This window comes from Dechloromonas sp. TW-R-39-2 (assembly GCF_016864195.1).
Taxonomy (GTDB): Bacteria; Pseudomonadota; Gammaproteobacteria; order Burkholderiales; family Rhodocyclaceae; genus Azonexus.
The window spans coordinates 1,967,765-1,981,366 of record NZ_CP045202.1 but is presented as its reverse complement, the minus strand read 5'-3'; the positions used below and the strand labels follow the sequence as shown (position 1 = coordinate 1,981,366).

Here is a 13,602-nt window from a genome sequence, read left to right as displayed (position 1 = left end):
AATTCTGCTGCTTGGAGAAAGGCGCGGATTATACGCCCGAACCCGATGGCGCCAGCCAGATCAGACTTGCCATTCGTCCGGTTACGCCATCGCGGCGATAAGAAAAAAACTGCTGCGCGTCACTGACCGTGCACAAGTTGCCGCCACTGATCGATAACACACCTGCCGCATGCAATCGCAGGCGGGCCAAAAGGTAAATATCCGCCAGCCACTTGCCGGGCGAACTCACCTTGAATGCTTGCGCTGCCTCGGCATCATGCAAGACAAAAGCGGCGCGCACTTCATCGCCCACCTCGAAACAGTCAGGACCAATTGCCGGCCCGAACCAAGTCAGAATTTCGGCGGGAGGCACGGCCATCTTGGCCAGCGTGTTTTCCAACACCCCGCCAAGCAAACCGCGCCAGCCGGCATGAGCCGCAGCAACAACGGTTCCGGCCTTGTCGCAAAACAGGACCGGCAAGCAATCGGCCGTCATGACGGCACACACATGCCCCGGCAAACGGGCATAGGCAGCATCGGCTTCGGGCAAATTTGCCCCGAAATCAGCGTCGACCGCAGTTATGCCATGCACCTGCCGCAACCAGAGTGGCTCAGCAGGCAAACAGTTGCGCAATATCACCCGATTTGCGGCAACATGCGCCGGCGCATCACCAACGTGATCGCCAAGATTCAGCGTCAGCCAGGGGGTTTCGCTCACTCCGCCCAGCCGGGTTGTCTGCAATGCACGGACATTCACCGGTGCCGGCCAGTCGGGGATTAGAAAATCAGCCATAACGCAGGGTATCGAGCAGATTGCGCATATCTTCAGGCATCGGCACTTCCCATTGCACTTTCAAGCCCGTCAGCGGATGCACCAGACCCAGGCGGGTTGCATGCAAAGCCTGCCGGTGAAATGCCGGCAAGCGTGGATTTGGCTTGCCATAGACCTGGTCACCGACCAGCGGATGACCGATGGAGGCCATGTGCACCCGAATCTGATGCGTCCGGCCCGTTTCAAGCGAGCACTCGACGTAGGTACAGTAAGGAAAATTCTCCATGACCCGGAACCACGTCAAGGCGGGCTTCCCGCCACGATTCTCGGGCACGACCGCCATTTTTGTCCGTTGCACAGGATGCCGGCCAATCGATGAGTCGATACCGCCATCGCGCTTGATGACACCTGCAGCAATTGCCTGATACTGCCGACGCACGGTACGAGCCTGAAGCTGCCGGACCAGATCGGTCTGTGCCTCCAGTGTTTTGGCAACAACCAGCAAACCGCTCGTTTCCTTGTCGAGCCGATGCACGATACCGGCTCGTGGCACCTCGGCCAGTGCTGGCGCATGATGAAGCAAGGCATTCATCATCGTTCCGCTCCAGTTACCGCTTCCCGGATGCACCACCAGCCCGGCGGGCTTGTTGATGACGAGCAGGGTTTCATCTTCGAAAACAATGTTCAGCGGAATATCTTCCGGCTGCTCGGCGCTTGTCCGGGCATCATGCGGCTCGTTGATGGTCAGCCGTTCGCCGCCGAGCAATTTACGCTTCGGCTCGGCCTCAGGTTTGCCGTCAACTTCGACGCAACCTTCCCGCACCCAAGCCTGTAAGCGGTTGCGCGAGTGCTGCGGCAAAAGTTCAGCCAGTACTTGATCGAGACGACGGCCATAAGACGCGTCAGGAACCGTCAGATGGAGCGGCTCAGTTCGGCTATAATCGCCGGAATCTTCAATAGGATCGTTCATGATGCGAAGTTTACCCGCATTCCAGTCATTCCCGGCCCACTTCCGTGGTTTGCTGGCAATTTTCATTGCAATACTGATTTCCGGTTGCGGCCTTCTTCCGGCCGAACAGGACCTGACTACAGGTTGGTCAGCCGCAAAACTCTATGCTGAAGCCAAGGAAGCCCAATCCGATGGCTCCTGGGACAAGGCTGCCAAGTATCTTGAAAAGCTTGAGGCACGCTATCCCTACGGCAGATACGCCCAGCAGGCACAACTTGAGCTGGGTTACGTTTACTGGAAAGGAAGCGAACCGGCCTCCGCGCTGGCTGCTTGTGACCGTTTCATCAAGCTGCACCCGAATCATCCATCAGTCGACTACGTGTACTACCTTAAAGGCCTGATCAACTTCAATGAAGATCTCGGCCTGATGGGCTACATCAGTTCGCAAGACCCTGCCGAACGTGACCCCAAGGCGGCACGCGAAGCTTTCGATGCTCTGCGCGAACTGGCGACCCGTTTCCCGCAAAGCAAATACACGCCGGATGCGCTCAAGCGCCTGAGTTTCCTGGTCAACTCGATGGCGGCCCAGGAAGTCAATGTGGCCCGCTACTACGCCCGTCGCGGTGCGTATATTGCTGCCGCCAACCGGGCGCAACAAGCCATCAAGACCTACCCGCAAGCCCCGTCAATCGAAGAGGCAATGTTCATTCTGGTCACCTCCTACGACAAACTGGCGATGAATGATCTGCGCGACGACGCTGATCGGGTCATGCGCCAGAACTACCCGACCAGCCGCTATTACAAGGACGGCCTGGAACGCAAGGTTCCGTGGTGGCAGCTCTGGTAATCAGCCGCCCTGCTTGATCGCCAGCACAGCCTGGTTGCGCAAGGTGCGCAACAGGGACAATTCCTTCTCGGGAATTGAAATCCCGCCAGGCTCATCCCGGTCGGCATAAATCAGTGCCACCGGGCTTCCCTTGATGTTCAGGGGAAGCAGAATGAAAGAATGCGCCGGGACAGCCTTCCGGTACCAATCGGGAATTCGCTCCGCAATCTTCGGGTCGTTGATATCGCTGATCAGGATATCAACCCCTTTCGATGTCGCCGCATGAAAAATATCCGGCGTAAATGTCAGCGGAAAACGGAAGGCCTTGGCAATTTCATTGGCTTCCGGGCCAAAACCGAATCGGCCCTGCATGCAACCGGCCTTGGCATCGCGAATACAAAGCACAACACGCTTGAAACCCATTGCCCGGTACATCGTCTCTAGAATGATGCGCAGGATATCGTTCAGTTTGTAGCCTTCGACCAAGGTATTGCTGATGTCCTGAATGCCTGCGGTCAACACGGCCTGAGCATCGATTTTCGGCACGCCATCAGCGTCAACGCTCTCGACCATGGCAGCCAGCGGGTCACTTTCACCCAACAGTGTCCCGATCATCGAATCAGTACCGACTTCGGTCTTCACCGGAGCTGCGCCGCTCTGGGCGAACAGGCGCATTTGCTTGCCGAAAGTGGTTTGCCCAAGATTCAAGTGAATGATGCGGGCAAAATCAGCGGCCTCTTCAACCGCACGCCGAACCGTCTGCTCGATTTCACGCTGATCCAGCGAGACGGCATTGGCGAAACGGGCCATCAGCTTCTTCATTTCCCGATCACGCGCATCGGGCGTCGCCTGGGCAATCACCGAGCACAACTCATTGGACATGCTCGACAGGACGCGCAAGCGATCTTCCTGACTGACCGGCTTTTTAAGTTCGCCATCAGGCAAGCGCCGCAGGGTACCGACGATCAACGGCGGGAAGCCCCACTGCCGGGCAATGGCAATACCCATATCCTCGTATGAGATACCCAGCACTTGCAAAGCAGCCTTGTCCTCACTGCAGTTCTTCTGGGCCATGACCCGCCGGACTTCGTCACTTTCTTCCGGGAAATAAAACTGCGAAAGCAAACGTCCAAGACTGTGGAACAGGGAGCAGATAAACGTCTGCTCCAGATCGCGCATCTGGGCAACGGCACTAATGTCCTTGGCCAGGATGCCAGCCAGGTTGGCGCGCAGAAAATCTTCTTTCAGTTGATTGGCATTTGCCTTGTTCTGCAAGTGCTCGAACAGCAGGACGGTAATGGCGATATTGCGTACGGCCTCAAACCCCAGGACGACGACTGCGCGCGAAACCGTACTGATATTGCCGCCCCCTGCCGGCCGAAAATAAGCCGAATTGACCAGACGCAACAATTTGTTGGTCAGGGCAAAATCCTTGAGGATCGAGTTTGAAAGCTTGTTGATGCTTTCCGTTTCACTGTTGGCGATCTTGTTGATCGCGCTGACCGATTCCGACAAAGCAGGGAAATCGCTCTTGTGGCGCATCCGGCGCAGCAGGAAATCGAGCGTTGCCTGCTTTCCCTCGCCCAGCCTGGAAGCATCCTCTTCGGGTGAAAGATAGTTGTCGAGCGCCTCGGCCAATTGCAGTGCGGTCTGATAGCGCACAGCCGGATCACGGGTCAGTGCCTTGTACAAAACGCGGGTCAAACGCTCGTCGACCGCGACATTGCCGGGCAAGCGGAGATCGTCGTTGGCAATCCGGTGCATCACCTGGAAAAGATTGTCCCCGGCTACCGCCCGCTGACCGGTCAGCATTTCGAAAAGCACCAGGCCGGCTGCAAAAACATCGGAACGCTCGCTGATCTCGCGCCGTTCGATATATTCGGGCGCCATGTAGGCCGGCGTCCCGGTGTATTCCCCCGCCACATCGCTCTGACCATCAATGCGCGCCGCGATACCGAAATCCATGACCCGCGGCACGCCGTTTTCATCGAGCAGGATATTGGATGGCTTCAGATCGCGGTGAATGATGCCTTGCTGATGCGCCTGCGACACGGCATCAAGAATCGGCCGGATGATGCTGACCGCCTTGACCGGCGAAAGCGCACCGCTATCGCGCAGGAACTCAGCCAGATTCTTGCCCGGCACATATTCAAAAACCAGGTAGAGATCTCCACCTTCTTCGCCGGCTTCAAAAATAGGCACGATATTCGGATGGTGCAGATTACTGACCATCCTTGCCTCATCCAGCAGCACTTTATTCTGCACCGGATCGGGCCGGCTGAAATGCAGTGTCTTGATCGCAACCTGACGTTGCAACTGCGGATCGAAGCCGAGATAGACCACACTCTGGGCGCCACGCCCGAGTTCGCCGCGCACTTCAAAACGGCCTATTTTCTTGTTCATTGTGCTGTTGCTTCAATCCAGAGCAAATATGCCACGGCATCAGAGCCACCGACTACCACTGCATTCTGCCCGTATTCTTCACCAAGCGCACAGGCATCTTCCGGCGCAATATCGGGAATGAAACAAGTTTCCTCAGCCAGCCATGCCGGATCGTCAGCCAGGTTCTCGCCGGCATAAGGTTCATAATTGCCTTCCAGCAAATCACACTCCAGTTGTGCCTGACGTTCGGCATTCAGCGTCGGATCCAGTTTTTGCGAACCGGGGTTGTAAGCCGTCACGATGGCAAATTCGCGGCAGCCATTTTCTTCCATCCAGCCAGCCAATACCGGACAAGGCTGCCCCAACCGCAAGCGGACCACGCCGCCGGGCAGATAAACCTGATAAGTCGTTGCTTTATAAAGTGCGTCCAGTTCAGTCGTCTTCGCCATCAAATTCCACCACACCAATCAATTGTTCGGATTCTGCCACCGGCAGCGCCTCGACTTCCTTCAGCTTGCGCGTCAACTGGCGCGTCCGTGTTTCGGCCTTGGCAATGCTGTTGCTGGCCTCATCGAGTTTTTTCTTTGTATGCGCCAGCGCCTCGCCAAATTTGCCAAATTCAGTCTTGACAGCCCCCAGCACGGCCCAGACCTCCGCCGAACGTTGTTCGATCGCCAAGGTACGGAATCCCATTTGCAAGCTGTTCAGCATCGCGGCCAGCGTCGTCGGGCCAGCCAGGCTGATGCGCCAGTCGCGCTGCAGTGTTTCGGCCAGACCAGGACGGCGCAGGACCTCGGCATACAGCCCCTCGACCGGCAAATAGAGCAACGCGAAATCGGTCGTATGCGGCGGCGAGACATACTTTTCGTGAATGCTGCGTGCTTCGCTTTTCAAGCGCAACTCGATGGCCCGCGCAGCATCCTCCATCGCAGCCGGATCAACCCGGTCCTGGGCTTCGAGCAAACGCTGGTAATCCTCAATCGGGAATTTGGCATCGATCGGCAACCAGACGACAGCGCCATCGCCTTTACCCGGCAGGCGAATGGCAAAATCGACCCGCTCATTGCTCCCCGGCCGAGTCACGACATTGGCGGCAAACTGTTCGCTGGTCAGCAGTTGCTCAAGCAAGGCCGACAGTTGAACCTCGCCCCAGGTACCACGCGTTTTAACGTTGGTCAGGACACGCTTGAGATCACCAACCCCGGCAGCCAGCGTCTGCATTTCCCCCAGACCGCGATGGACTTGCTCAAGACGCTCGCTGACCAGTTTGAACGACTCGCCGAGACGCTGCTCAAGCGTGGCATGAAGCTTTTCATCGACCGTTCGGCGCATTTCTTCGAGCTTGATCGAGTTGTCCGCCTGTATCGCGGCCAACCGGCTTTCGACGGCCAATTTCAAGCGTTCGAAACGCTCATCGAGCCCGAGTGAAAAGCGATTCAGCTGACTGGCAAAGGCTTCCAGACGCTCTGCTTGCATCGAGCCGAACTGGGCGACCTGGGTCGTCACCGTCTGGCTGAGCAACGTGGACGATTGCGCCCGCTCCTCCCGATCATGAAAAGCTTCCTCGGCATCCTCGCGCCGGCTGCGCGCCAGTTCTTCGCGCAATTCGCGCTCCAGCCTGGCCATGCCTTTTTCCTGGGCTTCCTGCAGCAGGCGGAAGCGCAACTCATCATCCGGCCGCCGGTTGCCACGCATCAAAATCGCCATCTGCAACAGGATGGTGACGATGAGCCCGGCCAGCAGGGCCAGTCCCATGCTTTCGCTCATGGCCGGCTTATCTCAGCGAGAAATCGACACGGCTGGCTTTGGCTTTTTCATCAGCCTCGACCTTGGGAGGCACGAGGAAAACACGCCCAGCCGGCACTTTGCCCTGCTCGGTCAGCCAAACCTGGACGTTCTCGGCTCGCTGCTTGGCGAGTTGCCGGATATCGTCCTCAGTTGCCGGCAAATTGGCCAACATCAGTTTTTCCATTTCCTCGACCGGCAGTTCCTTCTGCATCCCGACCATATTGCGCGGCTTCGGGAACTTGGCTTCCTTGTAGGCGCGCTGCAAATAGGTTTTGTATTCCTCGGGCGCAATGTCGACATTGTCGAGAGAAGCGCCCTCGCCGCTCTTCTTGATCGTATCCTTGAGCTTTTCAGCCTTCATGGCTCGCTCGATAGCTACGCGTTTGACCCCTTCCTTGTCGCCTTCCGGATCGGCCCGACCGGTAATTTCGAGCTTCAAGGCATCGCGTGAGTTGAGCGCCTTGGCCAGCGTTTCAAGTTTTTTGCCGGCGGCTTCGCTGATATTCGAACGACCCGGTGCAAATTCGACATTCGACAGTTCTTCGCCATTGCCGAACATCGAACCAAGCAAAGCAAACGGCGAAGTCACGGCCTTAATGAAGAGATTGCCGATCACCTTGAGAATCAGGCCACCGACCGAGAACTGAGGATCGTCGAGCGAACCCGAAATCGGCAGGTTGAGGTCGATTTCACCACGGTTGTTCTTGAGCAGTGAAATCGCCAGATTGACCGGCAATTTCGTGGCATCGGGACTTTCGACCTTTTCACCGAAGGTGAATTGGTCGATGAACAGTTTGTTGTCGGCCGTCAACTGATTGTTTTCCAGCTTGTACGCCAGATTCAGCGAGAGCTTGCCCTTCTCGATGTTGTAGCCGGCATATTTCCCGGCATAAGGCGAAAAGCCGACCAGATCGACGCCGTTGACATCGGCTTTGATGTCGAGGAAAGACTTGGCGGCCAGGGGATTCAGTTTGCCGGCAATCTGAATCGGTGCCAGGTTGGCATAACTGCCACGCAAATCCATATCGGCAACGCTGTCAGCCGATGACGACAGACCGGTAACACGTCCGCCCAACTTGGTCAGATTGACGGTGTAATTCGGCTTGACGAAGAAATCGGAAAAATTGACCGTACCATTTTGCAGGGTGATCTTGGCAATTTTGAGCGGCAGCGGTGCCTTGGCCGGTTCGGCGGGTGCAGCAGCTGGTGTGGCTTTCGTGTCGGTCACCGAAACAGCCTCGGCATCCGGCTTGCGAACGATATCCTGCACATTCAGGCGACCGGCCGAGTTGAGGATCAATCGTGAGTAAAAATCGCTCAGCGCAATTTCGCCGATGTTGATCGCCATCGGATCGAGACGGAAATCAATCGCCCCCAGATAGAGGGATTTCCATTTCAGGAAATCGGCACTGTTTGCCTTGTCGACCGCGAGAAAGTCGCCCAGCGTCAGCGATCCCTTATAGGCTGCCTTGAATCCATCCTTGTCGATCAGCGCAGTCGCTTCACCCTTGTTGGAAAGCTGGCCGCGTGTCAGGGCGATATTCAGCTGCTCGGCAAAATAAGGCTGCAAGGACATCAGCGGAATGGCCAGTGTTTCGATCTTGAGGGCAACATTGAGCGGCATCAGTTGAACGGCGCCATCGACATTCAGGCTGCCCTTCTTGTTCACCTTGCTTTTGAGCGACAAGGCGCCTTTTTTACCCGGTTCGTTACCGATGTTTTCGGCATTCAGCGTAAAGCCCTCAAGCTCATGCACCGCCGCCGGGCGAGTCGACTGATCCTCGAAACGGAAAGCCAGATCCTCGATTTTCAACTTGGCCACATTACCGACCCACGGACGTTCATCCTGAACCTTGGCATCGGTTGCCCGAATGGTTTTGAGGACGGGCGAACTGACCCACTCGATCTTGCCAGCCTTGTTGCGCGACATGCGGGCTCGCGTCTGGGTGTTGATCACCTCGGCGATATCGATGCGATGTCCCGGCAAATCGACACGTATGCCTTGAGCAGCCATTTTGGCGACCCGGAAACGCTCGCCCAGATCGATCTGATAAGCCACTTCGCTGAGTTCGATCGGATCGCTCAGCTTGCTATCCACCTTGCCAAGCCGGGCATGCAAGTCACGCAGCTCCCCCATGACCGGCACCTGCGTCGATTCGTCTTTCCAGCGCACCAGCCCGTGATTCAGCTCAAAACCGGCCAGCGACCATTCGAGCGGCTTGCCTGCGCTTGCTGGCTTGGCATCGGCCGAAGAAGCCCCAGACTTGGCCATTTTCTCAAGCAGGCGCAGCACATTGAACTCACCTTGCCGATTGACCGACAGGGCAAGGTCGAGTCCATCCAGGGCGACATGCCTGACCGCCACTTTCTGGTTGATCAGATCGGCATTTTCCAGATCGACATCGAGTTTTTTCCAGCCGACCAGGTGCTGCCCGTCGCGCTCACTGACGACCAGACCCGAGACATGTGCACTGCCGACCACGGAAAGGGAAAAAACCTGGTCAGCCAGTTCCTTGAAAACGACCTTTAATTCAGAGTCGACCGTACCAGCAGCCAAACTGACGGGAATGCTATCCGGCAAATAAGCTTGCACGCCGGCCAGATCAAAACGATCCAGATCGAGATCCAGCTCACTTTCGTGCGAACCGGTAAACGGCTTGCTGCGCCCCTTCAAGGCCAGTTGCGACTCGTTGATCCTGGCTGAAAAACTCGGCTCGACCAGCACTTCAGCCTGATACGGCAAGCTGGACACAAAAGGCAGTGCCAGGTTGATGTCGCTGACCGTGTGAGTCTTGCCCTTGGGCTGATCGTCGAACACAATTTTGCCATTCAGCAACTGGATATTGTTCAGCGAAAAACGCGGCGTCCCGGTCTCCGGCTCATCCTTGGGCTTCATCCACTCATCGAGCAGGTCGGAAATATCGTAGCGTCCATCGGCAACCCGCGCCACGGCCAGACGCAAGCCCTGCAGCCGAATTTCATCGACCACCGCCGCCATCTTGAAAATCGATGCGCTCGACAAATTGATGAACAACTCATCAAAACCGGCAACCTCCTTGCCGTCCCCAGCCTTGATCGACAAACCGCTGACTTTGGCCGACAAGGCATAAGGATTGATGTCGATCCGCTCGATGCTGACATCCCGGTGCAGTTCTTTCGAGAGCTGGCTGAGCAAGACGGATTTGAGCAGTGGCGGCGCGGCAAAATAGCCAAAAAGACCAAAAACCAGCAAAAATACGCCCAGCCAACGGGCAATTTTCCGACTACGCGGTGATTTGATTGCTGCGCCGAGCATGGCGGCATTGACCGAGCCGCGTGGAGTTTGTGCTGTCATGATAATCTACCGTCGAAATTCGTCATTTCCGGCGAATTTAGCACAGACATCACCATGAAACGCGGCAGAAATACATGAAGTGGATTATTCACGACCTGAAAGAAGCGTTAGCCCAACTCAAACGCAAGGAAACCTGGCTGGTCATCACGCTTCTCGTCGGTTTCGGGATCATCACCTACACGATTCTTCAGTTTGCCTTGAAGACAGACTCGGTGCTGATGTATCTGCGCCATACCGCATCGGCTTGCCGGCAATTATCAAACGGGCCGATCATTTTCCTGTTTTGCGGCATGATCTTCTTTGTTTTTTCTTGCGCCATTACCTTTGGCGAAGTTCAGCGCTACTTTCATTTCAAGCAACGGGGCGGTCACTACCAGGCCAGCCAGTCGTTTCGGGCCGCCTTTTTCTGGCTGGCCGTTGCCATTGCCATTTCAACTGCAGGCCTGCTCTTTTTCAATGAATACTGTCGCTGACACCGGATTCACACATCGTCTAACGATACCCGAGCAATTCCATGGCTAAAAAACGCACCTCCATAATGATCGTCGATGATAACGACATGATGCGCAGCATCCTGCGCAGCATCTTGCGCGGCGAGGAATACGACGTGATCGGAGAAGCGCGCAATGGCAGCATTGCCGTCGAAATGGCCGAAAGAATGAAACCGGACATCATTTGCCTGGATGTCGTGATGCCGGAAAAGGACGGCCTTGAAGCATTGTGCGAAATCAAGGCGGCTCGCCCGGAAACGGAAATCGTCATGGTGACCAGCAATGCTGACCCAGAAACGGTTCAGGAGGCGATTCAGAATGGCGCCAGCGGTTTCATCATCAAGCCATTCAATGCGGCACGTGTACTCGACACCCTTGAAAAAGTTGCCGCCCGCCGCCGCAAATAAGACAGCGCTCTAGAAAACGTTCCGCCAGCCGCGAATGGCTGCGAAAACAGCTGTTTTTGAGCGGTCGACCGCAGCATCCCGAGACAATGCCGCTTCAATGACCGGCAGCTCAACACAACGCAAAAACGGATTGGTCGCTTTCTCTTCGGCCAACGATGAAGGAACGCTCGACTTGCCGGCCGACCTCATCTCGGCAACGCGTTGCACACGCGCCCGAATTTGAAGATTCTCCGGCTCGACCGCCTGTGCAAAGCGCAGATTGGCTTCGGTATATTCATGGGCACAGTAAATTTGCGTTTCATCCGGCAAGCCGGCGATCTTGTCCAGCGAGTCTGCCATTTGCGCCGGCGTCCCTTCGAACAGCCGTCCACAACCTGCACCGAACAGCGTATCGCCACAAAACAAGACGCCGGGTGCGTAGTAGGCAAGGTGTCCGAGCGTATGGCCGGGAACGGCCATGACGCTGACCGCCTGACCCAGCACCGAGATCGTCTCGCCGCCACTCAAGGGGCTTGTGCAGCCTGTGATAGACTCGCTGCCGGGTGCGAATACCGTGGGCTGCCAGCGTTCGGCCAAGGCGGCAATACCGCCCTGATGATCGGCGTGATGGTGAGTGATCAGGATGCTTTCCAGCACCAGCCCTGCAGACTCCAGGCGGGCAATCACCGGGGCCGGATCGCCAGGATCAACGACCGCAGCACGCTGGCCAAGGGTCAGCAACCAGATGTAATTGTCCTTGAATGCAGGAATGAGCGATATCGTAAACATGCCGGAACTATCGAGCCAGGGGCGCCGGATGTCAATTCCCGGATTTGAAAGATGGCTGGGCAGCGCCCAGGGAAACTATGTGCTCAATTGGGAGCAAACGACGCTCGATGCGACTGTCGCCGATGTCTTCGGCTTCAACGCCTTGCAGCTCGGCCTGCCGCAATTCGACTTTCTGCGCGCCAACCGCATACCTCTGCGCCAGAAAGCGGGCCCCGCAGGTGCCGTCGATACTTTTTGCGAATTCGACGCCCTGCCCTTTGCATCGCACAGCATAGATCTCGCCATCCTGCCCCATGTACTGGAGTTCCACGATGACCCGCACGGCATCCTGCGCGAAATCGAGCGCATGCTGATTCCCGAGGGGCAGATCATCATCACCGGCTTCAACCCGCTCTCGCTATGGGGCTTGAACAATCGGCTGAACCGCTCCGGCGAATACCCCTGGAATGGCAGCTACCTGTCGATCCAGCGCCTGAAGGACTGGCTGAAACTGCTCGATTTCGAGGTCGACCGCATCACGCTGGGTTGCTACGCCCCGCCTTTTTCTCAACACAAATGGCTGCAACGCAGCCATTTCATAGAAACAGCCGGGCAACGCTGGTGGCGTTTTTCCGGTGGCGTCTATTTATTGCGCGCCATCAAACGGACACATGCCATGCGGCTGATCACCCCGGCCTGGCGAAAATCACGGGTCGGCGCCAAGGCGCTGCGCCCGGTTGCACACAAGGAAGGCCATGGCCACTGAAGAAATGATCGAAATATTTACCGACGGCGCCTGCAAGGGCAACCCCGGCCCCGGCGGCTGGGGGGCTATCCTGCGCGTCGGGCAGCACGAGAAGGAAATGTGGGGCGGAGAAAAGGAAACCACCAACAACCGGATGGAACTGATGGCCGCCATTCGCGCCATTGAAGCGCTCAAGCGCCCGGTTGCCGGCAAGATTCACACCGACTCGCAATATGTCCTGAAAGGGATCAGCGAGTGGATACATGGCTGGAAGCGAAACGGCTGGAAAACGGCGGACAAGAAGCCCGTCAAGAATGCCGACCTATGGCAATTGCTCGATGCAAAGACCAAGCTGCACAAACTCGAATGGATCTGGGTCAAGGGCCATGCCGGCCACCCGGAGAATGAACGCGCCGATGCACTCGCCAACCGCGGCATCGAAGAACTGAAAAACAAGGAAGCGGCATGAGACAGATTGTTCTCGACACCGAAACCACCGGCCTCGACCCTCGTTCAGGCCACCGCATTATCGAAATCGCCTGTATCGAGATGGAAAACCGCCGTCTGACCGGCCGCCATCTGCATAAATACGTCAATCCGGAACGCGAGATCGACGAAGGCGCCCAGGCAGTACACGGCATTTCGCTCGAATTCCTCGCCGACAAGCCAAAATTTGCCGATATCGTTGATGAATTCCTTGAGTTCATCAACGGCGGCGAATTGGTCATCCACAACGCCCCTTTCGACATCGGCTTCCTCAATGCCGAACTGCGTCGCCTTGATCGGGTGCCGGTTGAAACCGTTTGCAACGGCGTGGTCGATACGCTGCGCATGGCCAAGGATCTGCATCCGGGCAAGCGGAACAGCCTCGATGCGCTGTGCGAACGCTACGAAATCGACAATTCGACACGCACCCTGCACGGCGCCCTGCTGGATACCGAATTGCTGGCTGACGTTTTCCTGGCCATGACGCGTGGCCAGAACTCGCTGATGATCGAACCGGATTCAGCCCCCCGCCCCCAACTCGGCAAAGGCGGCCTGAAAATCGAGCGTAAACCGCTCGTTGTACGCCGGGCCAGCGATGAAGAGCTGGTCGACCACCAGCGGGTTCTTGCTGCGATCGACAAGGAATCCAAAGGCGCCTGCATCTGGCTGCCGAAACCTGAAACGGCAGCCTGAGCC

13 protein-coding genes are annotated in these 13,602 nt (G+C 56.8%); 6 read left to right on the top strand and 7 right to left on the bottom strand.

The window, feature by feature from the left end:
• Positions 1-28: 28 nt before the first annotated feature.
• Together pgeF and rluD are read right to left on the bottom strand one after the other, a co-directional pair.
• Positions 29-772 (bottom strand): peptidoglycan editing factor PgeF, encoded by a 744-nt coding sequence (pgeF, locus tag GBK02_RS09510; protein ID WP_203466442.1) that lies wholly within the window; start codon positions 770-772, stop codon positions 29-31.
• Entirely contained in the window at positions 765-1,721 is a 957-nt protein-coding gene (gene rluD / locus GBK02_RS09505) for a 23S rRNA pseudouridine(1911/1915/1917) synthase RluD (RefSeq protein ID WP_203466441.1), read from the bottom strand. The genes pgeF and rluD overlap by 8 nt, the downstream gene beginning before the upstream one ends.
• On the opposite strand from rluD, the gene GBK02_RS09500 reads away from it, so the two are divergent.
• On the top strand, positions 1,720-2,547 hold the full coding sequence (locus tag GBK02_RS09500; protein WP_239002959.1) for an outer membrane protein assembly factor BamD: 828 nt from the start codon (positions 1,720-1,722) through the stop codon (positions 2,545-2,547). The genes rluD and GBK02_RS09500 overlap by 2 nt on opposite strands.
• Here the strand turns inward: GBK02_RS09500 and GBK02_RS09495 are convergent, their stop codons facing one another.
• Genes GBK02_RS09495 through GBK02_RS09480 form a run of 4 tightly spaced genes read right to left on the bottom strand, consistent with a single transcriptional unit; the run spans position 2,548 to position 10,030 of the window.
• On the bottom strand, positions 2,548-4,929 hold the full coding sequence (locus tag GBK02_RS09495; protein ID WP_203466440.1) for a serine/threonine protein kinase: 2,382 nt from the start codon (positions 4,927-4,929) through the stop codon (positions 2,548-2,550).
• Entirely contained in the window at positions 4,926-5,357 is a 432-nt protein-coding gene (locus GBK02_RS09490; RefSeq protein ID WP_203466439.1) for a DUF3293 domain-containing protein, read from the bottom strand. Before GBK02_RS09490 ends, GBK02_RS09495 begins: the two co-directional genes overlap by 4 nt.
• Positions 5,341-6,675 carry a DNA recombination protein RmuC gene (locus GBK02_RS09485; RefSeq protein WP_203466438.1) on the bottom strand — a complete coding sequence of 445 codons (1,335 nt, stop codon included), beginning with the start codon at positions 6,673-6,675 and terminating at the stop codon, positions 5,341-5,343. The genes GBK02_RS09490 and GBK02_RS09485 overlap by 17 nt, the downstream gene beginning before the upstream one ends.
• A gap of 7 nt (positions 6,676-6,682) precedes the next feature.
• Positions 6,683-10,030 carry a DUF748 domain-containing protein gene (locus tag GBK02_RS09480; protein WP_203466437.1) on the bottom strand — a complete coding sequence of 1,116 codons (3,348 nt, stop codon included), beginning with the start codon at positions 10,028-10,030 and terminating at the stop codon, positions 6,683-6,685.
• A gap of 74 nt (positions 10,031-10,104) precedes the next feature.
• On the opposite strand from GBK02_RS09480, the gene GBK02_RS09475 reads away from it, so the two are divergent.
• On the top strand, positions 10,105-10,503 hold the full coding sequence (locus tag GBK02_RS09475; RefSeq protein WP_203466436.1) for a hypothetical protein: 399 nt from the start codon (positions 10,105-10,107) through the stop codon (positions 10,501-10,503).
• A 65-nt stretch (positions 10,504-10,568) separates the two neighbouring features.
• Positions 10,569-10,928 (top strand): response regulator, encoded by a 360-nt coding sequence (locus GBK02_RS09470; protein ID WP_239002958.1) that lies wholly within the window; start codon positions 10,569-10,571, stop codon positions 10,926-10,928.
• A gap of 9 nt (positions 10,929-10,937) precedes the next feature.
• Here GBK02_RS09470 and gloB read toward each other — a convergent pair whose 3' ends face one another.
• Positions 10,938-11,696, bottom strand: coding sequence for a hydroxyacylglutathione hydrolase (gene gloB, locus GBK02_RS09465; protein ID WP_203466434.1), 759 nt, complete (start codon positions 11,694-11,696; stop codon positions 10,938-10,940).
• Between gloB and GBK02_RS09460 the strand changes: the two genes are divergently transcribed.
• Genes GBK02_RS09460 through dnaQ form a run of 3 tightly spaced genes read left to right on the top strand, consistent with a single transcriptional unit; the run spans position 11,677 to position 13,599 of the window.
• Positions 11,677-12,441 carry a class I SAM-dependent methyltransferase gene (locus tag GBK02_RS09460; protein WP_371810487.1) on the top strand — a complete coding sequence of 255 codons (765 nt, stop codon included), beginning with the start codon at positions 11,677-11,679 and terminating at the stop codon, positions 12,439-12,441. The genes gloB and GBK02_RS09460 overlap by 20 nt on opposite strands.
• Positions 12,431-12,889, top strand: coding sequence for a ribonuclease HI (gene rnhA / locus GBK02_RS09455; RefSeq protein WP_203466433.1), 459 nt, complete (start codon positions 12,431-12,433; stop codon positions 12,887-12,889). Before GBK02_RS09460 ends, rnhA begins: the two co-directional genes overlap by 11 nt.
• Positions 12,886-13,599 carry a DNA polymerase III subunit epsilon gene (gene dnaQ / locus GBK02_RS09450; RefSeq protein ID WP_203466432.1) on the top strand — a complete coding sequence of 238 codons (714 nt, stop codon included), beginning with the start codon at positions 12,886-12,888 and terminating at the stop codon, positions 13,597-13,599. The genes rnhA and dnaQ overlap by 4 nt, the downstream gene beginning before the upstream one ends.
• Positions 13,600-13,602: the final 3 nt, after the last annotated feature.